The sequence below is a fragment of the Rheinheimera maricola genome (assembly GCF_016918075.2).
GTDB classification, from domain to species: Bacteria; Pseudomonadota; Gammaproteobacteria; order Enterobacterales; family Alteromonadaceae; genus Alishewanella; species Alishewanella maricola_A.
Genome location: NZ_JAERPS020000004.1, coordinates 238361 through 262089 on the forward strand (window position 1 = coordinate 238361; position 23729 = coordinate 262089).

Genomic DNA, 23729 nt, shown 5'->3' on the forward strand with positions numbered 1-23729 from the left:
TGATTAAAATTTAATCAGGATACTTGATAATGAAACGTCGCGACTTTCTTACTCAAACCTCATTTTTATTCGGCAGCAGCTTGCTTCCCTTCCCTGCTATGGCGCAGGTTGGCTCGGCGCAAGCCGCCGCTGCGCCCGTGTTAACGGCGGGCGACTGGGCCGGCTTACGTAAACAGTTTTCCCTAAGTTATGACTATATCCATTTAGCCACTTTCTTGCTGGCATCGCATCCCAAACCCGTAGCAGAAGCCATAGAACGGCACCGTAAGGCGTTTGATGAAAACCCAGCTGATTACTGGCATGAGCATTTTATGACGATAGATCAGCAGATTGCTGCCGCGGCAGCGGAGTATATGGGCGGGCAGGGTGAACAAATAGCGCTGACAGATAGCACGACTATGGGTTTGGCGCTGATATACAGTGGCCTGACGTTGCGCCCGGGGGATGAAATTTTGCAAACGGTGCATGATCACTATGCCACCGACTTATCGCTGCAACTGCGTGCTGAGCGTACCGGTGCCATAGTGCGGCGGGTAGCCTTGTATGATAACCCGGCCCAGGTTTCGGTTGATGAAGTGCTAAGCAAACTGAAAGCGGCAATTAAGCCTGCTACCAAAGTGGTGGCCGTAACCTGGGTACATTCGTCCAATGGCGTTAAGCTGCCCATTCGTGCTATTGCCGATATGCTGGCGGAGCAAAATACACAACGTGCAGAGGCTGATCACATTTTGTTTTGTGTCGATGGCGTACACGGTTTTGGTATAGAAAACGTTGACGTGTCGACGCTAGGCTGTGATTTTTTTATCGCCGGTACGCATAAGTGGATCTTTGGCCCGCGTGGTACCGGCGTTATTTGGGGCAGTGATAAAGGCTGGGCGCAGTGTAAAGCCGTGATCCCAAGCTTCAGCCGCTCCTACGATGTTTGGTTAGGCGGCAGCACTCAGGATCAGGTGCCGATGGGTGAGCATATGACACCGGGCGGCTTTCACTCGTTTGAACACCGCTGGGCCTTGCCCGAAGCCTTTAAATTACATTTAAAACTGGGTAAGGCAGAGGTGCAGCAGCGTATTCATCAGCTTAACAGCCAAACAAAACAAGGGTTGGCTACGATGAAAAGCGTGAAGCTATATACACCGATGTCAACTGAGCTATCGTCGGGGTTAGTTTGCTTTGATTACAAACAAATGTCACCGGATGATGTGGTAAAAGCACTGCACGCCAAAGGCATTATTATGAGCAGTACACCCTATCGCAAATCCTACGCCCGCTTTGCGCCAAGCTTGATTAATAATGAACAGGAGATTGAACGCACGCTGGCGGCGTTAAGCATGTTGTAAAGGCTATTTGACCAGCACGGCAGCACGCCCAACGCAAGCCCATAGCCTTAGGTAGCTGCTGTCTGCTAACATCAGCAGGATATAGCCGCAAGTAGTATGGGGTAAAGTGATGGACTGGTTACGCAAGTGGTTTGAATATCCGGCCGACCCTTTGCTGCTGGCCGGCAGCTATGACCCAAGCCTGGTTTTGTTGTCATTTGTTATCGCGGTATTTTCATCAGCTATTGCCATACACATTACCGCTCAGGCTATTAGCGTAAAGAAAAAAAGCCTACGCTTGCTGATGCTCGGTACTGGCAGCATTGCGCTGGGCGGCGGCGTCTGGTCGATGCATTTTATCGGTATGCTGGCGTTTGCTTTATGTACCAGCGTAACCTATCAGCCGGGGTTAACACTGTTATCCATGTTACCCAGCATTGCGGCGTCCTGGGTGGCGTTGGATCTGATCAGCAAAAAACAGCTGGGCAATCTGCAACTGCTTACCGGTGGCGTACTGGTGGGCGCTGGTATTGGCACCATGCATTATCTGGGTATGGCTGCAATGCAGATGTCGGTAGCGCTGCGCTACGATTTAGCCATGTTTTTGTTATCCATTTTTGTGGCAGTGTTACTGGCGGTTGTTGCGCTGTGGGTGCGCTTTGGTTTACGCCACTTCAATTTGGCACCGCATTGGTTAACCTTGTTAAGCAGTGTCGTGATGGGCGCTGCCATTAGCGGTATGCACTACACCGGTATGGCAGCTGCGCGTTTTGTGCCACCTGCGGGTTTTACGGCTACCAGTGACAACACAGACATATCCTGGTTGCTGGCACTCGGGGTCGCCTTTACGACGTTGGTGATCACTGGTTTAGTGGTGGCGGTAAATTTACTGCTGAAATACCGCGAGTTAAACCAACAAGTTAATGCCAAAGAATCTCTCGCCAGAGAGAATGAAGAAAAATACCGCTCATTAATTGGCAACATACCCGGTGCCGCCTATCGTTGTTTGTACAACGACACCTGGGACATGCTGTTTATCAGTGATGCGATTGAAGGGCTGTCTGGCTATCCGGCCAGCGATTTTATGTTGCCGCATGTTAAACGCAGCTGGTCAGATTTAGTGCATCCGGATGATATCGCTATCACGACACAACTGGATTTATATCAGGGTAGCTTTACACTGGAATATCGTATCCGGCATAAAGACGGCAGTTGCCGCTGGATTTTAGAACATGGCGAAGCAATACGATCAGAGCAAGGCGAGATTGTCTGGCTTGATGGTTTTTTAATGGATATCAGTGCTCGCAAGCTGATGGAGCAAGAGCTGCTGCTGGCAAAGAATAAGGCTGAACAAGCCGCTGAAGCCCGCTCAGCGTTTCTGGCCAATATGAGCCACGAAATCCGTACTCCGATGAATGCTATTCTTGGCTTTAGCGACTTGCTGCTGGCGTCTGATTTGCCAGAGCAACCGCGTAAGCATTTACAAACGGTGCACAGTGCGGCCCGTTCTTTATTGCATTTACTTAACGATATTTTGGACAGCGCCAAGTTAGACAAAGGTAAGTTAGAGCTAGAGTTAAGCGATTTTTCATTGCCGGCGTTGTTAGATACCGTGGTGTCTACTTTATGGTTGCAAGCGCGGAAAAAATCACTGGCACTGACGTTGCACCTGGACAGTGAGCTGGGTGAGTTTTATCTGGGCGCCCCCGACAGGTTACGCCAGGTGCTGACCAACCTGATAGGTAATGCCATTAAATTTACCGAGCAGGGCAGTGTAACGGTTACGGTAACTTTAACGACTCAGCAGCACATCCAATTTAGCATCAGCGATACCGGCATTGGCATAGCAGCTGAGCGCTTGCCGTTTATTTTTGATGCCTTTACTCAGGCGGATTCGTCCATGAGCCGTCGCTTTGGCGGCACAGGCTTAGGCACTACCATCAGTAAACAGCTGGTTGAGCTAATGGGCGGGCAGATAAGTGTGCAAAGCACTGAGGAGCTGGGCAGTTGTTTTCGTTTCACGGTGCCGCTGCTGCCCGGTAAAGCCACCGCAGCATTGAGTGCCGGTAGTGCGCCGGCATTACCGGCATTGAATGTGCTGATAGCGGATGATATTGCCCAAAATCTGGAGTTGCTAACGTTATTGCTGCAAGGTGCTGGGCATAGCGTGACCACGGTTGCAGATGGTGTGCAGGCGTTAGCTGCCGTGCAACAGCAGCGCTTTGATCTGGTACTTATGGACATTCAGATGCCGAATATGGATGGGCTGCACGCCTGCCAGCACATTCGCGCCTGGGAAGCTCAACACGGTGTGCCACAAGTGCCCGTGATAGCACTAACTGCCAGTGTTTTAGACGAAGACAAAGTTGCCGCCAAGCAAGCCGGCATGCAGGGCTTTGCCAGTAAACCAATAGATTTTGCACTGTTGTGTACCGAAATCGCTAATGTGCTGCAATTGGACATTCGCCCACCATTACGCAGCAACATGCAGATAGCGCCAGAACAGTTGTTTAACCGGCATAAAGCCTTGTTATTGTGGGGCAATTTAGCCACCTATGTGCCGCAGCTGCAGCAGTTTTTGCAACAGCAATTGCCTGCGCTACAGCAGGCGAAAGTGCAGCTACAGGCCGCAGACTTCAGCGCTGTGCAGTCGGCAGCACATGCCATTAAAGGGGTTGCGGCTAATCTGGCACTGGAGCAGCTAAGTAAACTCTGTGCTGAGTTAGAGCAGGCCGCACGGCAGCAGCAAAAGCAGCGCGCAGAAAATGCGCTGCGCGACATTGTGCACAGCTGGCCCGGGTACGACTTGTGTTGGCAGCAGTTACACAGCGAGCTGGTCAGTAGCCAGAACGCCGCCCTATTGGGGCTGAATAATACTGAGCTGCTTACCATGCTAAATACCTTGCAGCAGGCGTTGCAGCGGCATGAGCTGGCGGATGAAGTCATTGAGCAGTTACATGTTTATCGTGGTGAGCATCAGGCGGTGATCGCATCACTGCTTGATGCAGTAAATGACTTTGATTTTAATCTGGCGCTGAAGCGGTTGACGCAGTTGCAACAGCAACTGAACCAGGGGGCAACATGAGCGAAAAAAGAACCATACTGCTGGTAGACGACGAGCCGACAAATTTACAGGTATTGCGCACCGTGCTGCAGCAACAATACCGCCTGCTGTTTGCAAAAAGCGGCGAAGAGGCGCTGGCACTGGTGGTAACAGACTTACCTGATCTTATCCTGCTTGATGTGATGATGCCCGGCTTAACCGGTTTTGATGTCTGCGCCCGGCTAAAAGCTAACCCGGCTACCCGCGCAGTACCGGTTATTTTTGTTACCGCCTTAAAAGATGAAATGGACGAAGCCACCGGCTTCGACGTTGGCGCGGTAGATTACATAACCAAACCGATTAGCCCGGCCATAGTGCGGGCCCGGGTAAAAACCCATTTGTCGTTAGTGCAAGCAGACGAGCTCAAGCAAACCCGGCTGCAAGTAATACAGCGCTTAGGCCGCGCGGCAGAGTACAAAGATAACGAAACCGGCCTGCACGTGATGCGCATGAGCCATTACGCGCAGATACTGGCGCTGGCTTACGGCTTCACAGAGCAACAAGCCGAAGATTTACTGCATGCCGCGCCGATGCATGACATTGGTAAAATTGGTATCGCTGACAGTGTTTTGCTTAAACCCGGTAAGCTTACCGCAGACGAATACCGCGAAATGCAACAGCACCCATTGATTGGCGCGGAAATTATTGGCGACTGCGAGTCGGCGTTGTTGCAAATGGCCAAAGTGGTGGCGCTGTATCATCACGAAAAGTGGGATGGCAGCGGTTACCCGCACGGCCTGGCGGGCAACGCTATCCCACTGGAAGCGCGCATCGTGGCGGTGTCAGATGTATTCGATGCGCTAACCAGCACCCGGCCGTATAAGCAAGCCTGGAGCATCGAAGACACTATGGCGCACATGCAGGCGCAAAAAGGCCTGCATTTTGAACCGCAGCTGATTGAATTGCTGGAACAGCAACTGCCAGCGATTTTGGCGATAAAACAGCGCTGGGCGGAGTAGTAGCCCGCACCGCTACTGCATATAAAACTCCTGCCCTAAGGCTAACTTGGCACTATCGGTTTTTGCAGCGCAACTGGCATACAGCTGCTCAAGGATCTGCATGTCAGCAGTATTTTGCTGTTTAAGGGCTGCGGCTTGCTCGGCCATTGGTAACAAGTTCGGTGCTGGCTCTTCACCTTTAAGCTGAAATAACACTACCGCTGCGCTGGCGCTGCCGGCTTCATTGAGTGCCATAACCAGATTTTCGCTGGCATCGCTGCATACTGTGCGCAGCACCGGCCAGGGGCTTTCAATTACATCGGCAAACAATTCATCCTCGCTAAAGGTTTTACACAATGCCATTACGTCAGTGCTGATTTGTTGTTCAGTTTTGCCTTGCTGCCAGCCCTGATAAGCCAATGCAATTAGCTTGGCGCCGGCGCTGTCGGGCAAGCGGCCAAGACGTTCTGTGGTCATATTCAGCGGATGGCCCAGCTCCAGCCAGGTTTGCGCGCCGTAAACCGCTGATGGGGTGTCAATGTTGCATTGGTTAAACTGCGCCACTGTGGGAAGAGGCGCGCACAGTAGCGCCAGAAAATGTATCGTGTATAACGCGAAGCGGGCCATAGTATGTCCTTGTTAAACTACACCATGCACTAGTGTCAACGATAACGGCGGAATTGGCAATATGGCACGCTATAGTGGCGTGCCAACCCGCGGTGATTTACTGAAATATATGTTTCATATATAATTCGTATATTGTAATGTTGCAGCAGCGGAGTATCAGCTTGGGTATCGTTAAAATAGCCGATGAACTACATGAAGAAATTCGTAAAGCCAGTGGCGCTATGTCGCGCTCTATCAATGCCCAGGCGGAGTTCTGGCTGAAAATGGGCATGCTGGCCGAGTTGCACCCCACGCACACTTATCAGCAGTTGGTGCATATGCTGCTGCAGCAGGCAGAGTTTAAACTGGCCGGAGGTAGCGATGAGCGGCGTTCAGCTTAAAACTGCTGCCGAACTTGCGCTGCAGCGTGAGGCCGGGCGTTTACTGACACAGGTATTTGCCATGCTGGACGATAAAATAGTCGCCGGTATGTCGACGCTGCAAATTAATGAATTGGCTGAGCGTTATATAGTTGATGAATTACGGGCGCGACCGGCCAGCAAAGGTCAGTACGGTTTTGCTTATGTGTTAAATACCTCGGTTAATGATGTGGTGTGCCATGGAGTGCCATCCGCTACGCAGCTGTTAAAGCACGGCGATATTATTAATGTTGACATTACACTGGAAAAACATGGCTTTATCGCAGATTCCAGCAAAATGTATGGCATAGGTGAGCTGAGCTTTGCCGCGCAACAATTAGTGGATGATTGCTACCGGGCGTTGTGGTTGGGTATTAAAGCGGTAAAACCCGATGCGCGGCTGGGTGATATCGGCTTTGCAATTGAGCAGTTTGCCCGCAGCAAAGGCTACAGCGTGGTGCGCGAATACTGCGGTCATGGTATTGGCCGTGAAATGCATGAAGCGCCACAGGTACTGCATTACGGCGCGGCCGGTAGCGGCATGCTGTTAAAGCCTGGCATGGTGTTTACCATAGAGCCAATGCTTAACCAGGGCAGTGCCAAAGTAAAAACCAAAAAAGACGGCTGGACCGTCGTCACTCGTGATAAAAAGCTGTCGGCGCAGTGGGAGCATACCATCGCGGTAACCGACAGCGGCGTTGAAGTGCTAACCCTGCGGGCGGAAGAGCAAGCACTACTGCAGCAAGACACACAAGCACAACCGTGAAATTGGCCATTTATTCAGTGCGCTAATAGTGCTAGCGTGTGGTGACTTTTTCTTATCAGGCCATGCTTATGCGTTTTTCAGCAACTGTTTTGTGTATTCTGTTTAGTCCGATATTAGCGGCGAGCAACGCCGTGCCGGTTCAACCGGTATTGACGCTTCACCCAACCATGCAGCAGGTGGTGGCGGTGGATGCCAAGCTGGAGCAATTAGCCGAGGGCTTTAGCTGGTCTGAAGGGCCGATAGCTGAACCCGTTACTGGCGATATACTGTTTTCTGATGTGCCGAAAAATATTGTTTATCGCTGGAATCAAGCTCAGGGCTTAACGGTGTATCTGCAGCCATCTGGTTATACCGGCTTGTACCCGGAAAATAACCGCCAGCAGGGTGCTAACGGGCTGATTTTTAACAGTGATAAGCAACTGGTGCTGGCGCAACATGGCGACCGGCGTTTAGCGCTGTTTACTGGCTTTGACAAGGGTGTGCCACAGTATCAAACCCTGGTTACGCAGTTTAATGGCAAGCTGCTAAACAGCCCGAACGATGTGGTGCAGCACAGCAGCGGCGCTTATTACTTTACCGACCCACCGTATGGCTTAGCCGGCGGTGACAATTCAGCAGAAAAACAGCAAAACGTAAATGGTGTTTATCGTCTTAACAGCCAAGGTGAGCTGACGCTATTGGTAGAGCATCTAAGCCGGCCCAATGGCCTGGCGTTTTCGCCAGATGAAAAGTGGCTATATGTGGCGAACTCGGATAAAAACGCTGCCCAGTGGTGGCGCTATGCGGTTCAAGCAGATGGTAGCCTGGCTAAAGGCGAGCTGTTTTTTGATGCCACTGCGGCTACCCAAACCGCCAGCGGCTTACCTGATGGCTTAAAAGTGCTGCCCTCCGGCATCTTGCTAGCTACCGGCCCCGGTGGCGTCTGGGCAATATCGCCACAGGGGCAACACATAGGCACTATTCAAACCGGCGTGGCGGCGGCTAATGTGGCACTAAGTAGCGACAACAGCTGGCTGTATATTACCGCCAGCAGTTATTTGCTAAGAATAAAGCTACTACCGGCCAGGTTATAATGCCAGTGTTAGCTAGTAGCCAGACAGACACAATTGCGGCCATTGGATTTGGCCCGATATAGGGTTTCATCGGCACGCTGGATCAGGCTGTGCAGGTTGTCACCTGCACTACACTCGGCAACGCCGATGCTGGTGGTGCAGGCAGGTATCGATGGGTTGTCAGTGGTGTGTTGCTGCAAAGCCTGACGGACTCGCTCTGCCAGCTCACAGGCATTATTAATGTCGGTGTCAGGCAGAATTACCAGAAATTCCTCACCACCAACACGGCCAATAAAGTCGGTTTTACGCAGCAGTTGTTTAAAGCTTTCTGCCGCACTGATTAACGCGCGATCGCCAGCCTGATGGCCATGATTGTCGTTAACTGCTTTAAAGTCATCCAAGTCCAGCATCATAATGCTCAGCACACTGCCCTGGCGTTCGGCGCGGGCAATTTCCAGCTCCAGCAAACGCATAGTTTCGCGCCGGTTTAGCAGTGCGGTTAGTTCATCAGTGGTGGCCATCTTTTCCAACTGTGCGGTACGCTTCTGGACTTCCGCCTCCAGATGTTGATTGGCATCAGCCAGTTTTTGTTCGGCACGCATTAACTCAACTATTTTTGCCGACATAATGCGTTTACTGGGCAGGCTTATGGCTTCTGGCAGCAAGTACCAGAGTGAAATTGCGGTCAGCATTGAAATAATGCCGGTCATTGATTTGATGATACCGTGAATATAATAGTAGCCATGCCACACATTGATAATGCCAAGGATATGCGTGGCACCGCAAAAAAAGATAAAACCGGCAAACAGCAGAAACATCCAATCAAAACGCAGGTCATCTCTGGCTTTTACCAGTCTGACCAAGGCTACAGGGATTAGCATATAAGCGATAAAGGTTAACGTGTCGCCACCAACATGTAGGATGAGTAAATCGGTACGCCATAACAAACAATGGCCATGCGGCATAAAGTCGCCATCAAGTAAGTTATTGATAAACTCCATTTTCAAATCCAGGTCGCTGTGGTGGTTAACAGTCAGCTTAGCCAAGATCCCGCGCAAGTGAGAGCAAAATAGAAACAAAAATGTATTTCACTAACCACCACTACCGCAGTTTGTTGATAGTTACTCCCAGCGGGCGTCATCCTCGCTTATGTTAAAGGCGATCTGCTCACCTTTAACCGTTAACTGCAGTACGCGCTTGGGGGAGCCGTCAGAGTTTAGCTCTACCAGGCCAATGCCTGACTGATTAAGCAAGCGCTCGCCGGCTTTAGCATTGTCAGGTTTGTGCGGCACTATTTTCATACTACGGCGTTTAGTCAACCAGTTAAGAGGTGAGCGTGGTGAATACAGCCAACGGTTTAGCCGGTCTAACACGTCTAGCAACTTGGTCGGGAACTGGTTTTTCAGGCCGCTGCTGGTAATCTGCCAAATATCGGGGCCGCCTTGCTGACCACGCAGGTTAACTTCGTAGACAAAAGAGTAATGCACATCGCCGGATAAAATAACAAAGTGTTTTGGCGTTTTCGGGTGGCGGAACAGGTTCATCAGCGCATAGGCGGTGCCGCGGTGTGCCATCCAGTTTTCGGCATCCACTAACAACGGTTTGCCAACAAAGCTAAACAGCTTTTGGATGCCTTCAATGAGTTTCACACCAAACACCGGTGCCGCTGATACCAGCACTACGGCGTCATGGCCGATAAGATCTTGCTGCAGTTCAGTAATGGCTTCCCAGTCGAGCAGGCCTGAAGGTTTGCCAATGTTGATCTCAGAGCGCCAGCGCCGGGTGCGGGTGTCCAGCACTAGCAACGGCGGCTCGGTTGGCCATTGATAATGCCACTGGTTAAAACGCAATAAATCAGTGATTAATTGCTGATGCTGGCTGGAACCGCTGTTGGCCAATGCCAGCTCAGCCTGGTGCAGTAAATCTGGGCTAAACCGCTGTGGCGTGTTGCCCCAGCCCTGACATAACAGATAGCTGATTAACGCATTACCAATAATGCGGCGAGAGAAATCATGGTTATAGGCGGTTTGCTCCCATTCGGCCGTGAGATTCCAGTCATCGGTTACATCGTGGTCATCAAAAATCATTGCGCTGGGTAAGTGCGCCAATACCCGCCTGACTTTACCAAGGCCGCCAGCAAACTGCTGAATAATATCGGCATGTCGCTGATAAGTTTGCTGCTGTTCGTCAGTGAGTTCGGCGCTTAGCTCTTCGCTTAGCACGTTAGCATCAGCTAACCAGCCAGCCGGTGACCACACCAGCAGATACATGCCGAGCATTTCGGCCAGGCTGATAAGGTGATTGCGCGCACTGTCGGTGGTAAACACAGGTTTTTTAACGCCTTTAAATACCTGGCTTAGCATTGCCTGGCTGGCGTCAGTTTTCGGCAGTAGCGTATCGCGGCGGTAATAATAAGGTTTGCTGCTGTGTAATTCGGCAGACTGGCTGACAATTGAGCATGGCAGGTCTTCATCACTAAAATCCAGCTGATTGATAAGCGCATGAATTGCCCGTAGCATCGGCGCTGCTACATCGTCGGCATATATTTGATCACCACTGTGCAATAACAGCGCTGGCCATTGCTCTGGCGCGTGTTGTTGCAGGTATAAATCGGCTGCCAGCAGGCCATCATCTGCAGCGAAATGCGGCTTGCGACAAGAGCCATGTAATAACCGCGTCAGTTTCGGCTGAATAACAAAGCCCGGCTTGTTGCGGCCCGGGTAGGTTAAATCCGGCGCCCACTGCTGCCAGCCCAGCCAGTTGGGTTGTGGGCCGGTAGATTTATCCGCCAGTTGTAAGTTATAACCAATCCAGCTACCGGTTGGCAGGGCTTGTTGCAGAGGAATATGTATCAGCTGCAAAAACAGTTTGCCGGCGCAGCGTACGCTTTGGGTGTAATGCTGCATTTGCAGCGCCGTAAAATGCCGTGCTTCGCTATTATCTGGCAGCAGGCTTAGCTGCAGTTGTACCGGGCGGCTGGTTGCCAGCCACAGCGTAAAACTGTTGGGCGTTAAAGCGCGCAGTATTGGCCCGGCCAAAACCAGTGGCAGGGTGTTATCTGTTGTAGACTCGGCTGCTGCGCTATGCACTAACGTAAAGTGACATATTCTTCGGCACTGGTCGGGTGCAGCGCTACAGTGTTGTCAAAATCGGCTTTAGTTGCACCCATTTTTATCGCTACAGCAAAACCTTGTAGCACTTCGTCCATGCCTTCGCCAATACCGTGCAGGCCAACGACTTTTTCGTCTGTGCCAGCGCACACCAGCTTAAAGCGGCTAAGCGCCCGATGGCTGGTTATGGCATTATACATAGCCGCAAAGTTCGAACGGTATACTTTGATATTATCGGCGCCGTATTGCTCACAGGCTTCTGCTTCAGTCAAGCCGATAGTGCCAATAGGCGGGTGGCTAAATACCACTGTAGGAATAAGCGAATAGTCCATATGCGCGTCTGGCATAGCGGGGTTAAACAAGCGTTCGGCTAGCAGGCGGGCAGCTTTTACCGCTACTGGTGTCAGTTGGGCTTCGCCGGTAATATCGCCTACGGCATAAATACCTTTAACATTAGTATTTTGGTATTTGTCACTGCGGATATAGCCGTCTTTATCGGATACTACGCCAGCCGCGGCCAGGTTAAGCTTATCGGTAGCCGGCTCGCGGCCAATGGCCCAGATCAGGCAGTCTACGCCGGTAAATACGCTGCCGTTATCACAATGCACGCTCAAGCTGCCGTCGCTGACTTTTTCAACCTTGATAACATTAGTTTGGCGATGTAAATTCAGTTTATCCTGTGCCATGCGCTCCAGCAGCATATCGGTAATGTCGTTGTCAAAGTTACGCAGTGGCCGGTCTTTACGCACCAGCAGGTGCGTGTCTGTGCCCAGTGCATGCAGCACGCCGGCAATTTCCACGGCAATATAACCGGCGCCTATTACCAGGGCTTTTTTCGGCTGCGTGATTAAGGCAAAAAAACCGTCGGAGTCGATACCGTGCTCGCTACCGGGAATATCTGGCCGGGTAGGGCGGCCGCCGGTAGCGATAGTAATATGGTCGGCGGTGATGCGCTCGCCGTTAACTTCTACGGTATGGGCATCAACAAAGCGGGCGAAGCCTTCGATAAGGGTTACGCCGTTACTGGCAAAACCGTTATGATAACTTTTGTGAATGCGTTGAATATAGGCCTCACGATTTTTTACCAGCGTGGCCCAGTTAAAGCTATTTTGTGTGACGTTAAAGCCATAGTCGGTGCTGTATTTCAGGGCTTCAGCAATATGCGCGCCGTACCACATCACTTTTTTCGGCACACAGCCGACGTTAACACAGGTGCCGCCCACGGCTTTAGCTTCAATAACGGCGGCGCTGGCGCCACGCTGGGCAGCGCGGTTAGCACCAGCAATACCGCCGCTGCCGGCGCCGATGGCTAAATAATTAAAATGGCGGGTCATAACACAGTTCCAAAGTAAAACATGGTACAGGTTATAGGGCGTTGACGGCTGTTTTACAAGCCCGGCGACGCTTTGTGCCGGGCAAATGCTATAGCTCTACAGCTTTTTCAGATCGATGGCGTTGGCCAGTGCTAGCATGGTGCTTTGCGCAGTTTTGTCACCGTTTAACGTGATCATAGCGCCGCCGGGGGCTAAAAATTGAATTTCCAACTGCTCACCCTCTATTTTTTGCACCGCCTGAACACCTTGAATTTTGGTTAATTTACCGCCTGACATGGCAATCATTGATGGGTTACTCAGCATCATAGAGAATGCCTGCAGCATCGGCGAGTCCATCATAAGTTGTATTTCAATACGCTGCTGGTCGTTGTAGTAATTGCGGGATGCCGTTATGCCACCGCCGAACATGGCGGAACCGGCAACTTCGCTGTCGGCATCTTCTGCCTGCCAGCCAGAGGGCGCATCAGGAAAGGCTTTTTTTACCTGCTCACCCTTTTCCTGGCGTATCAGGGTGCTGGCGTAGTCCAGCTGGGCTATGGCTTGCGACAACTCACCAGCCTGATAATGTTTGGTGGCTGTACTTATCGCTTCTTTGATCTCCCCCTCGCTGGCAGCAAGCTGCAGGCTGGCACACAACAAACTAGTTAGTATGGTTTTTTGCAACATTTTCATTTAGCTTCATTCCCTTAGTTAACAAATTCAGCACAGTATAGCTAAGCACATACTTTACTGCCACCAGCTTCCTTGGTCCGTTGACAATAGCTGGCAGCGCCCCAACATTAACACTATGGTTTTTGTGATTGATAATTTTGCTAAAAAAGGATTGTTATGTCTGTTAGCGACAACGTATTACTCAGCTTTGGCGGTTTACCGCCGTTTTCACAGATCACGCCAGCACAAGTTAAACCTGCGGTAGAACACGCATTATTGCAGGCGCGGGCAGCGGTAGAGCAGGCCGTAGCTTCAGCAACGGTTAGTTGGGCTAGTCTGGTTGAACAACTGGAGCACGACAGTGAGCGTTTAAGTAAACTGTGGTCACCAGTGTCACATATGAATTCGGTGGTAAATAGTGCCGAACTGCGTGAAGCCTATGAAAGTTGCCTGCCGTTATTGTCAGATTTCAGCACCTGGCTTGGGCAACATGAAGGCCTGTACCAAAAGTATCAGCAACTGGCACAAAGCGCAGAGTATGCCAACCTGACAGCGGCACAGCAAAAAGTCATTCAAAATGCGTTGCGTGATTTTAAACTGTCGGGCATCGGTTTGTCGGTAGAAAAAAAGCAGCGTTACGGTGAAATTCAAAGCCGGTTGTCGGATTTAAGCTCGCAATTTTCTAACAACACTTTGGATGCCACCCAAGCCTGGTTTAAACATGTAACCAACGAGACTGATTTAGCCGGCTTGCCAGATGACGCCAGGCTCGCTGCTGCTGAAGAAGCAGCAAACCGTGAGCTGGCAGGCTGGGTGTTTACGCTGGAATTCCCCAGCTACATAGCGGTAATGACGTACGCTGATAACCGCGAATTGCGTGAACAGCTGTATAGCGCTTATTGCACGCGGGCGTCGGATCAGGGCCCGACAGCCGGCCAGTTTGACAACAGTGTCATTATTGAAGAAACACTGGCATTAAAACACGAAGTGGCACAGTTGCTGGAATTTAACAATGCCGCTGAGGAGTCACTCGCTACCAAGATGGCACAAAGCCCGGCACAGGTATTGGATTTTCTGCACGATTTAGCCCGCCGTGCCAAACCGCAGGCCGAGCAAGACTTGGCTGAGCTCAGTGCTTTTGCGCAAAATGAATATGGTGTGGCTGAACTGGCTGCCTGGGATGTAACCTACTACGCAGAAAAACTCAAACAAGCGAAATACAGTATTTCCGATGAGCAATTGCGGCCATATTTTCCGGAACACAAAGTGGTGCAGGGCTTGTTTGTGGTACTGAATAAGTTGTTTGGCGTTAACGTTAAACAACGTGATGGCGTAGATGTGTGGCACAGCGACGTTAAATTTTACGATATCTTTGATACAACCGGAGAGCTGCGCGGAAGCTTCTATTTAGATTTATACGCCCGAGCCAGTAAGCGCGGTGGTGCCTGGATGGATGACTGCCAGGGCCGGCGTATTCTGCCAGATGGCAGTGTGCAAAACCCGGTAGCCTATTTAACGTGTAACTTTAATAAACCTGTCGGCGGCAAGCCTGCGCTGTTTACCCATGATGAAGTGGTTACCTTGTTCCACGAGTTTGGCCATGGTATTCATCATATGCTCACCAAGGTGGACGCTGCTGCCGTTGCCGGCATTAATGGTGTGGCCTGGGATGCGGTAGAGCTACCAAGTCAGTTTCTGGAGAACTGGTGCTGGCAAAGCGAAGCGCTGGCCATCATTTCCGGGCATTACCAAACTGGCGAACCGTTACCGCAGGACTTGCTGGAGAAAATGCTCTCAGCAAAAAACTTCCAGTCGGCGATGTTTTTAGTACGCCAGCTCGAGTTTGCGCTGTTTGATTTCCGCCTGCATGCCGAGTACAACCCTGCGCTGGGTGGCCGGGTGCAACAAATGCTGGATGAAGTGCGTAGCGAAGTGTCGGTGATTATTCCGCCGCGTTTTAACCGCTTTCAGCATGGTTTTGGTCATATTTTTGCTGGCGGTTATGGCGCGGGTTATTACAGCTACCTGTGGGCAGAGGTATTGTCAGCCGATGCCTTTGGCCGCTTTGAAGAAGAAGGCATTTTTAATGTTGATACCGGCCGGGATTTTTTACGTTGGATCTTAGAGCGAGGCGGCAGCGCTGAACCAATGGAATTGTTTAAAGGCTTTCGCGGCCGAGAGCCGTCAAACGAGGCCTTGTTGCGGCACATGGGTATTGCTGGTTAACAATTCATTGCCAATTCAGCCACACTCTGCCAAGCTGGTTCGCAAAATACAGGAGGTTTTATGCGGATGAACACAGCAATACTACTGCTTGGCACTTTGGTGCTGGCGGCCTGTCAGCAGGGGCAGGCCAATAGTGAAACGGCAAACCAGCGTGTGGCGCCAGCACCGCTGGTTGAACCGGTTGATCCGGTTAAAGATCCCGTGGCTGCAGTTAAAGCGAGGAAACAGTTGATGGTAAACGACGTTAACCTAAATGCTATGCGCGGTGAAATCATTGCCTTAATAGGTGACGCTAAAGCCGATTCTATTGAGCAATGCCGGGTAGTTGGTTTTGGCAGCAAGCCTTGTGGTGGTCCAGCCAGTTATATTGCCTTGTCGGTTAAAGACAGCAACGAAACAGAACTAATGGCACGTATTGCTAACTACAATGCAGCCGCTAAGGCAGAGAATGAGCGGTTAGGCCGCATGTCTGATTGTGCCGTAGTGCCTAAACCAACAGTAGTGCTACAAAACGGCGTTTGTACCCTGCAAGCCGGTGGCGGCAACACTGAATTTTAGCCGTTACGCTGGTTACCAAGCTAAGGCAACAGTACACTGTTGCCTTATTTTTATCTGAGACAGGTAGTTATTGTGACAACAGCAGAACCCTTTGACCGTATCTACCAGCGTGCCTGTGATCGCAAGGGCGGCCGTAAAGCGCTGGACGCCTTGTTGGGCGAAAGCGTCAGTGCGGCTGAACTTGCCACTATAGCAGATAACTTACTGCTAGGTGAGTTGACTAAAAAGGTGTTTCAATCCGGTTTTGTTTGGCGGGTAGTGCGGCAAAAATGGCCAGGTTTTTGCGAGGTGTTTTTTGACTTTAATATTGAAAAAATACTGTTGATGAGTGATGAGATGCTTGAAGCCAAGGCGCGCGACGAGCGTATTATCCGCAACGCCGGCAAAGTGTTTACCATCCGCCATAACGCCATGATGATAGATGATGTCGCCCGCAAACACGGCAGCTTCGCACGTTTTATAGCCGACTGGCCAACAACCGATATTATTGGTTTGTGGGCCTATTTAAAACAGCACGGCGCCCGCTTAGGCGGTAATACCGGGCCTTACGCGCTGCGAGCAATGGGCAAAGACACTTTTATTCTCAGTACCGATGTAGAAGCGTACCTGCGCGCTACCAAGGTGTTTGATGGGGGTATCAACAGCAAGCGCAGCCTGGCGCAAATTCAGCAGCAGTTTAATCTGTGGCAGCAGCAATCTGGCCGCAGCCTGGCGCATATCAGCCAGATTATTGCGCTTAGCGTTGGCGAAAACCTGGTAGGGATGCAGCAGTAGTAATGTAACGGCTGCTTACATTTCAGCCTGTTTTGTAACAGCTTATTTGATTTTTGTTTCTCATCCAGTATGTTAGCGTGTAAGTAACTTTTACATGGAGAGATACAATGTTAACAATAACAGGGCTGAGCAAAACCTACGCTAATGGTGTTAAGGCCATAAACGATGTTAATTTAACTGTGCCCAATGGTATGTTTGGTTTGCTGGGGCCGAATGGCGCAGGCAAATCGTCGTTAATGCGCACTATTGCCACCTTACAACAACCCGACAGCGGCACTATCCAGTTCAATGGTGTTGATGTGCTAAATGACCCACAAACTCTGCGCAAAACGCTGGGTTATCTACCGCAAGACTTTAGTGTGTATCCGCGGGTTAGCGCGGCCGACTTGCTTGATCACCTGGCGGTGCTAAAAGGTTTTGCGCAAAAAAAGCAACGTAAAGAAATGGTCGACGGCCTGCTGGCTCACACCAACCTGTATCAGCATAAAGACAAAGCGGTTAGTGGTTTTTCTGGTGGTATGCGCCAGCGCTTTGGTATTGCTCAGGCGTTGCTGGGCGATCCGGATCTGCTAATTGTCGATGAGCCGACTGCCGGCCTGGACCCTGAAGAGCGCAACCGCTTTCATAACTTGCTGGTCAGTTTGGGCGAGCAAAAAGTGATTATTTTATCTACCCATATTGTAGATGACGTGGCCGAGCTGTGTCCGGCTATGGCAGTGCTGGCCAGTGGCCAAATTCTGTTGCAGGGTAATCCGACCGAGCTGATTACCCAGGTGCAAGGCCAGATCTGGCATAAAACCGTGTCGGCGGCTGAAGCTGCCGAGTTGGAGCAACACTTGCCGGTTATCGCCAAACGCTTGCTGGCGGGTCGCACCGTGCTGCATGTTTACGCGGAGAAGGCACCCGAGGGCTTTACTGCTGCGGTAGCGGGGTTAGAGGATGTGTATTTCTCTACCTTGTCTTCGCACAGACAGCAAGCGGCATAAGGGGGCATTATGTTTTTAGCCATGTTGCGCTTTGAGCTGCGCTATTTTTTGCGCCAGCCGTCTTTTTATGTGGTGAGTTTTTTACTGTTTTTAATCAGTTTTTTTTCAGTAGCCTCCGACAATGTCGTGCTGGGTGGTGGCGGTGAGGTATTTAAAAATAGCCCCTACTCGATAGCACAAACCCTGCTTTTGCTGAGTCTTTTTGCCATGTTTTTGGTGGTGAACTTTGTCGGTAGTGGTGCAGTGCGTAATGCCCAGCATCAGATGGAAGAGCTGATTTACACCAAGCCACTACCGGCGTTTAGTTATCAGTTTGGCCGTTTCTTTGGCAGTTATCTGGTGGTGTTACTGGTTTATCTGGCCGTGCCCGCGGGCATGTTGCTGGGCAGTTTTATGCCCTGGGTAGATGCCAGCCGCTTTGGTCCTACGCAGCTGGAAGCCTATATCTATAATTTTGTGGCGCTGTCGGTACCGGGTCTGTTTGTGCTGTCCGCGCTGTTTTATGCTGCGGCGGTGCGTTTTCGCTCGTTAATGCCGTTGTATCTAATCGCGGTAGTGCTGTTGGTGCTGTACGCCGTGTCGGGCAGCTTCGCGCGCTTACCAGAATTTCGTACGCTGGCTGCTTTAGCCGACCCATTTGGCTTGCGCACCTTTATGGATGTGACACGCTACTGGACCATTCAGGAAAAAAATAGCCAGTTAGTGCCGTTCGCTGGCGTATTGCTGCAAAACCGGGTGTTGTGGACGCTGATTGCTTTTGGTCTGCTGGCGCTGGCCGGTTTATTCCGCTTGCCAGGCTTACAACAGCGAGACACGAAAAAAGCCAGCGCCAAAGTGGCGCTGATCCCGCAAATTGACCTAAACCGCGTGCAGCAAAAAAGCACGCTTTATAGCACTAGCAGTGCCTTGTGGTGCCGGATTAAATTTGAAATGCGCCAGGTGCTTTGGACTGCACCGTTTTTTATTCTGCTGGTAATTTCGATGGTGCAGCTTATCGGCCCACTGTTTGCCGACTTTGGCTGGTATGGCACCTCAGAATGGCCAGTAACGCAAACGTTGGTGATGCACATTGTTGAAGCACTGAGTTTGCTAATTATTATTGTCACGGTGTATTACAGCGCGGAAGTGGTTTGGCGTGAGCGCAACTCTGGTATGGGCGATATTATCGACACCATGCCGGTGCCTAATCTAACGTTCTGGCTGGCTAAATTGCTAGCCGTGGCAGCGGTGATGCTGCTGCTGATGTTACTGGGCATGGTTTGTACTATAGGGTATCAGCTGTTAAAAGGCGTGGTTGATGTTGAGCTTAGCCAGTATCTGATCCGGCTGATTTATCAATATGGTTTACCGACACTGTTAACTGTGATGCTGGCGTTTTTCCTGCAAGTACTTAGCCCGAACAAATTTGTTGGTATGGGCCTGTTTGTCGGCTATTACTTGTTATCACTAGTGATGTCGAATTGGGGGTTGGGGCACAGTCTGCTGAATTTTGCCATGTCGCCCAATGTCGGCTTTTCTGATTTAAATCAATACGGTCCTAATCTGGTTACGCACAGCTGGTACATGTTGTATTGGGGCGCGATTAGTCTGGTGCTGTTTACGCTGGGCTATGGCTTATACCATCGCGGGCCGGCACAAAGCCTTCGCCAGCGCTGGCGTAAAATCGGCTATCAATTAGGCGGGACTGGGAAAACGATTATTGTCGCATCAGTACTGGTTGCCTGTGGTACTGGCACATTTTTGTGGCAGCAAACCACTGTACTGAATAGCTATCAAACTGCCGATCAGCGCCGAGACCAACAGGCGGGCTATGAGAAGCAGTTTGTGCAATACGCCGAGATGGCTTTTCCGGTGACGACCAAGGTAGATGCGGCACTGGATTTGTATCCTGAGCAGCAAAAAGTGGTCGCGAAGGTGGCACTGAGTTGGCAAAATAAATCTGACCAGCCCATCGATAAGGTGTTGGTAAACTGGCCGGAAAATACCGCAGATATGCAGATCCGCATTGCCGGTGCCAGCCTGAGCGAGCGCGATGACCAGTTCCGTACCAGCTGGCTGACGTTTGCACCTGCGCTACAACCGGGCCAAACGGTATCGGGCGAAATTGAGCTGGTGCGCCAGTCTGTCGGCTTACGTGAAACTAATTTTGACAGCACTGTGGTAGAAAACGGTACCTTTATCAATAACTGGGAATTACTACCCAGCTTTGGTTATCAACAGCGCTACGAGCTGCAAGATCGGCATGAGCGGCAAAAACGCGATTTGCAGCCGAATGAGCGGGCAAACAAACTGGAAGACAGCCGGTTTTACAACCAGAGCTTTTTCGGTGCCGACGGTGACTTTATTCAGTTTTCTGCCACCGTATCAACTGCTGGCGACCAAACCGCCATTACACCAGGCTACCTGCAACGGCAATGGCAGCAAGATGGTCGCAATTATTTCCGCTATGAAATGGACCAGCCGATGGTGAACTTTTACTCGGTGTCGTCGGGGCGCTATGCTGTGAAAACGCAGCAGCATAATGGCGTAGCAATAGAGGTATATTATCATCCGGCTCACCACTGGAATGTCGATCGCATGATGGAATCAGTGCGTGACTCGCTGGATTATTTTACCGCCGAATTTGGCCCCTATCAGCATAAGCAGATGCGTATTATTGAGTTTCCGGGCTATCGCAGTTTCGCCCAGAGTTTTGCCAATACCGTGCCGTATTCTGAGCGCATAGGCTTTACCACCGATTTACGTGATAGCGACAATATTGACCCTGTGTACTATGTTACCGCGCACGAGGTGGCCCACCAGTGGTGGGGGCATCAGGTGGGTGCAGCTGATGTTCAGGGTAGTGCGGTTATATCAGAAAGCTTGTCGCAATATGCGGCGCTAATGGTCATGCAGCATAAATACGGCGCCGATAAAATCCGTAAATTTATGAAGCATGAGTTGGATGATTATCTGCGGGGCCGCTCGGCAGAACGTATCGCTGAAATGCCGTTGCTGCGGGCAGAAAATCAAGCCTATATTCATTACCAAAAAGGCTCGGTGGTGATGATGGCAATTAAAGACTTACTGGGTGAGGCACGGCTAAATGCCAACCTTAAAGCTTTTAATGCTCGGTATCGGTTTCGCAATGACCCTTTTCCTACCACGTTGGATTTACTGCAATATTTAACGCAGAACACCAGCGCAGAGGAGGCGGCATTTATCCGCGATCAGTTCGAAAACATTACCCTGTATGACTTGCGCTTGCAACAGGCTAAGGCAGTGCAGTTGGACGATGGCCGTTATCAAATCAGCTTAACGATTTATGCTGAAAAACTGCGTGCTGATGAACGTGGCAATCAAAGCCCTGAGCCAATGCAACAGCTAGTCAGTATTGGTTTGTTCAGTGCAGATCCTGACAAGATTAACGCTGAAGGTGGCCAGCTGTATTTACAGCAGCATCTGTTACAAAGTGGTGAGAATCAGTTGCAGATAGTGCTTGAACAACTGCCGGTGTATGCCGGTGTTGACCCCTATATCAATCTGATTGACCGTGACGGCGCCGACAATATTCTGCGGGTGGATAGCCAGTAGTTAATACTAATACTGGCAAAACAGACAGGAGCCCAGTTACACTGTGCTCCTGTTTTTTTTTAGCGAGTTGTGATGCTATCTTTTTTCAACCAGCCTGGCGACGATGCCGTCTATACTGAACAGCTCTGTCAGCAGTTTGGCTTAGGTTTAACCGAGAACGCCAGCGGCTGGCATCTGGCATGGCAAGACAACGCCCTGGTGCTGCGCAATAGTGATATCCCCAAGCAGGGCGATATTCTGGTCGACTTTGCCAGCGGTGCTGCGAGTTACCGCCGGTTGCACGGCGGCGGTAAAAACGAAGCTATCGCCAAAGCCTGTGGCTTGACGAAAAAACGCGATTTAACCATTCTGGATGCTACCGCCGGTTTGGGCCGCGATGCTTTTGTGCTGGCCAGTCTGGGCGCGACAGTTACTTTGGTAGAGCGCAACCCGGCAGTGGCAGCGCTGCTGTTTGACGGTTTGCGCCGCGCTAACGAGGCCGCTGAACTTAGCTGGCTGGGTGAGCGTATGCAATTGCTGCACAGCAGTGCCTTGCAGGCGTTGCAGCAGCATGAGCCGGTCGATGTGGTGTACTTAGATCCGATGTTTCCGCCTCGCGATAAAACCGCACTGGTGAAAAAGGAAATGCGTGCCTTTCATGATGTGGTCGGCAGCGATACCGATGCCGATGCACTGCTGGCGCCAGCACTGCAGTTGGCATTAAAACGCGTGGTGGTAAAACGGCCTGGTTATGCTGATGTATTGGCGCAGCAGGCGCCAACTATGACCGTAGCCGGCAAAAATAACCGTTTTGATGTGTATATTAATGCAGCAATTTAATGCTATTTTGCTAACGATTAAATTAACAAGGGAAACACTATGATTAAGATCGGCGATAAATTACCCGAGGTGAGTTTTTCACAACTGACCAAAGAGGGTGTAATGAACCCAACCACCAGCCAGATTTTTGCCAATAAAAAAGTGGTGTTGTTTGCTGTGCCAGGCGCTTTTACGCCAACCTGCTCGGCGGCGCATTTGCCCGGTTACATTACGCTGGCTGACCAAATTAAAGCCAAAGGTGTCGATGCGATTATCTGCACTGCGGTTAACGATGCGTTTGTGCTAAGTGCCTGGGCAAAAAGCCAGAATGCCGAAGAAATTGTGTTTTTAGCCGACGGTGGCGCTGCATTTCATCAGGCAATTGGCTTAACCATGGAAACGGGCGATTTCGGCGGTTTACGTTCACAGCGCTATGCTATGGTAGTGGAAAATGGTGTGGTGACGTTACTGAATGTAGAAGCACCAAAAACCTTTGAAGTAAGCAAAGCAGAAGTGATTTTAGCGGCGTTGTAAAATTTTTGCTCCCCGCATACTCGATACGGGGAGCCAATTCGCTGCTATTTGTTGATAAGTGCCGATTTAATTTTCCGAATCGCTTTACGTAACACTGAAATCTTACTGCCTTGCTGATAGCGCCCTTTTTCTGCATGGCGTATTAACAGCAAGTTGGGCAACTGGATGGCACAACCATGGGTGCCAATTAGCCAACGCAGCGCCCGGTCTTCATAGGTTTTGGTCCAGTGATATTTCGGTTGCTGGTATACCGCTAAATCATCACAGTAACCGCAAGCACGTGCCACATCACCATGTAAAATTTGAATAGCACCGGTTGCCCGGTCAAACTTACGTGGGTTGAACTTGGTTTTATCTACCTCAAGCAGCTCGCTGCTGTCTTTCCCTGCTGAAATCATTGGGTCAGTTTCTGTCAGCAGTGGTGTTACCAGCAAGGTGTCAGGAAACAGCAACAGCTCCTGACAACCGGGCAATAAATTACCCAGGGTTTCCAGACAATCCTGATGGAAAACCAAATCGCAATCGGCAAACCACACCCAGTCAGCGGTGGTAGCTTTTGCCGAGATGTTGCGGCCTATGGCACGGCGCAGTAATTTTGGTGTGGCTAAAGCCACAAAGTTCCAGCGCAGGTTTGGCACGTCAATTTGCTGATAATGCTGCAGTAAACGAGCAGTATCTTTGTCTTCTTCAGAGTAATATACGGTAAATGTAAGCTGCATATTACTTGGCGGATACTTTACCAATGAGCTTAATTGGTAGACAAAAAAGCGGGCATAATTCCAGCAGTGGCTAACAATTTCCAGCTTAGCCGGCGCCGTAGCCGGGCGTAAACTTGCCTTTTCGGGGACGTTTTTACTAAACCAGCGGCCAGGAATAAAACCCGAGGCGGCAAAACGCAGTAAAATTTCTTTAATGTTATCCAGAGGATTCGCAGTAGGTTCTGCAGACATGAGAGCAACCTTATCAGATAGGCAAAGCACAATGG

19 protein-coding genes are annotated in these 23729 nt (G+C 50.6%); 13 read left to right on the forward strand and 6 right to left on the reverse strand.

Annotated elements, in window-relative coordinates; genetic code table 11:
- Nucleotides 1-29 precede the first annotated feature (29 nt).
- From I4W93_RS12430 to I4W93_RS12440, 3 genes are all read left to right on the forward strand, one after another.
- On the forward strand, nt 30-1337 hold the full coding sequence (locus I4W93_RS12430; RefSeq protein WP_205311469.1) for an aminotransferase class V-fold PLP-dependent enzyme: 1308 nt from the start codon (nt 30-32) through the stop codon (nt 1335-1337).
- 109 nt (nt 1338-1446) lie between these two features.
- Nucleotides 1447-4401: an MHYT domain-containing protein gene (locus tag I4W93_RS12435; protein WP_205311468.1), complete on the forward strand. Its 2955-nt coding sequence runs from the start codon at nt 1447-1449 to the stop codon at nt 4399-4401.
- Complete coding sequence (locus I4W93_RS12440; protein WP_205311467.1) at nt 4398-5378, forward strand: response regulator; 981 nt, start codon at nt 4398-4400, stop codon at nt 5376-5378. Before I4W93_RS12435 ends, I4W93_RS12440 begins: the two co-directional genes overlap by 4 nt.
- 12 nt (nt 5379-5390) lie before the next feature.
- Here the strand turns inward: I4W93_RS12440 and I4W93_RS12445 are convergent, their stop codons facing one another.
- On the reverse strand, nt 5391-5984 hold the full coding sequence (locus I4W93_RS12445; RefSeq protein ID WP_205311466.1) for a hypothetical protein: 594 nt from the start codon (nt 5982-5984) through the stop codon (nt 5391-5393).
- 161 nt (nt 5985-6145) lie between these two features.
- Between I4W93_RS12445 and I4W93_RS12450 the strand changes: the two genes are divergently transcribed.
- The 3 genes from I4W93_RS12450 (at nt 6146) to I4W93_RS12460 (ending at nt 8221) form a co-directional block, all read left to right on the forward strand.
- Complete coding sequence (locus tag I4W93_RS12450) at nt 6146-6364, forward strand: ParD-like family protein (protein ID WP_205311465.1); 219 nt, start codon at nt 6146-6148, stop codon at nt 6362-6364.
- Nucleotides 6345-7148 (forward strand): type I methionyl aminopeptidase, encoded by an 804-nt coding sequence (gene map, locus I4W93_RS12455; protein ID WP_205311464.1) that lies wholly within the window; start codon nt 6345-6347, stop codon nt 7146-7148. The genes I4W93_RS12450 and map overlap by 20 nt, the downstream gene beginning before the upstream one ends.
- Before the next feature lie 68 nt (nt 7149-7216).
- Nucleotides 7217-8221, forward strand: a complete 1005-nt coding sequence (locus I4W93_RS12460) for an SMP-30/gluconolactonase/LRE family protein (RefSeq protein ID WP_205311463.1) — start codon at nt 7217-7219, stop codon at nt 8219-8221.
- Nucleotides 8222-8229: 8 nt separating this feature from the next.
- On the opposite strand, the gene I4W93_RS12465 is transcribed toward I4W93_RS12460, so the two are convergent.
- The 4 genes from I4W93_RS12465 to I4W93_RS12480 all read right to left on the reverse strand — a co-directional run bounded on the left by I4W93_RS12465 (nt 8230) and on the right by I4W93_RS12480 (nt 13316).
- Nucleotides 8230-9201, reverse strand: coding sequence for a GGDEF domain-containing protein (locus I4W93_RS12465; protein WP_205311462.1), 972 nt, complete (start codon nt 9199-9201; stop codon nt 8230-8232).
- Between the two features lie 120 nt (nt 9202-9321).
- Nucleotides 9322-11289 carry a metallophosphoesterase family protein gene (locus tag I4W93_RS12470; RefSeq protein ID WP_205311461.1) on the reverse strand — a complete coding sequence of 656 codons (1968 nt, stop codon included), beginning with the start codon at nt 11287-11289 and terminating at the stop codon, nt 9322-9324.
- Nucleotides 11289-12644 (reverse strand): glutathione-disulfide reductase, encoded by a 1356-nt coding sequence (gene gorA / locus I4W93_RS12475; RefSeq protein ID WP_205311460.1) that lies wholly within the window; start codon nt 12642-12644, stop codon nt 11289-11291. The genes I4W93_RS12470 and gorA overlap by 1 nt, the downstream gene beginning before the upstream one ends.
- Nucleotides 12645-12740: 96 nt before the next feature.
- Complete coding sequence (locus tag I4W93_RS12480) at nt 12741-13316, reverse strand: hypothetical protein (RefSeq protein ID WP_205311459.1); 576 nt, start codon at nt 13314-13316, stop codon at nt 12741-12743.
- A 156-nt stretch (nt 13317-13472) separates the two neighbouring features.
- Here I4W93_RS12480 and prlC point away from each other — a divergent pair, with 156 nt between their 5' ends.
- From prlC to I4W93_RS12515, 7 genes are all read left to right on the forward strand, one after another.
- Nucleotides 13473-15521, forward strand: coding sequence for an oligopeptidase A (gene prlC / locus I4W93_RS12485; RefSeq protein WP_205311458.1), 2049 nt, complete (start codon nt 13473-13475; stop codon nt 15519-15521).
- Between the two features lie 66 nt (nt 15522-15587).
- On the forward strand, nt 15588-16079 hold the full coding sequence (locus I4W93_RS12490; protein ID WP_224673419.1) for a hypothetical protein: 492 nt from the start codon (nt 15588-15590) through the stop codon (nt 16077-16079).
- A gap of 72 nt (nt 16080-16151) precedes the next feature.
- Nucleotides 16152-16853, forward strand: coding sequence for a DNA-3-methyladenine glycosylase I (locus tag I4W93_RS12495; RefSeq protein ID WP_205311456.1), 702 nt, complete (start codon nt 16152-16154; stop codon nt 16851-16853).
- Between the two features lie 107 nt (nt 16854-16960).
- On the forward strand, nt 16961-17839 hold the full coding sequence (locus I4W93_RS12500; RefSeq protein ID WP_205311455.1) for an ABC transporter ATP-binding protein: 879 nt from the start codon (nt 16961-16963) through the stop codon (nt 17837-17839).
- Between the two features lie 9 nt (nt 17840-17848).
- Nucleotides 17849-21412, forward strand: coding sequence for an ABC transporter permease/M1 family aminopeptidase (locus tag I4W93_RS12505; protein WP_205311454.1), 3564 nt, complete (start codon nt 17849-17851; stop codon nt 21410-21412).
- 72 nt (nt 21413-21484) lie between these two features.
- Nucleotides 21485-22231, forward strand: coding sequence for a class I SAM-dependent methyltransferase (locus tag I4W93_RS12510; protein WP_205311453.1), 747 nt, complete (start codon nt 21485-21487; stop codon nt 22229-22231).
- Between the two features lie 39 nt (nt 22232-22270).
- Nucleotides 22271-22744 carry a peroxiredoxin gene (locus I4W93_RS12515; protein WP_205311452.1) on the forward strand — a complete coding sequence of 158 codons (474 nt, stop codon included), beginning with the start codon at nt 22271-22273 and terminating at the stop codon, nt 22742-22744.
- Between the two features lie 44 nt (nt 22745-22788).
- Here the strand turns inward: I4W93_RS12515 and I4W93_RS12520 are convergent, their stop codons facing one another.
- Nucleotides 22789-23694 (reverse strand): glycosyltransferase family A protein, encoded by a 906-nt coding sequence (locus I4W93_RS12520; protein ID WP_205311451.1) that lies wholly within the window; start codon nt 23692-23694, stop codon nt 22789-22791.
- Between the last annotated feature and the right edge of the window lie 35 nt (nt 23695-23729).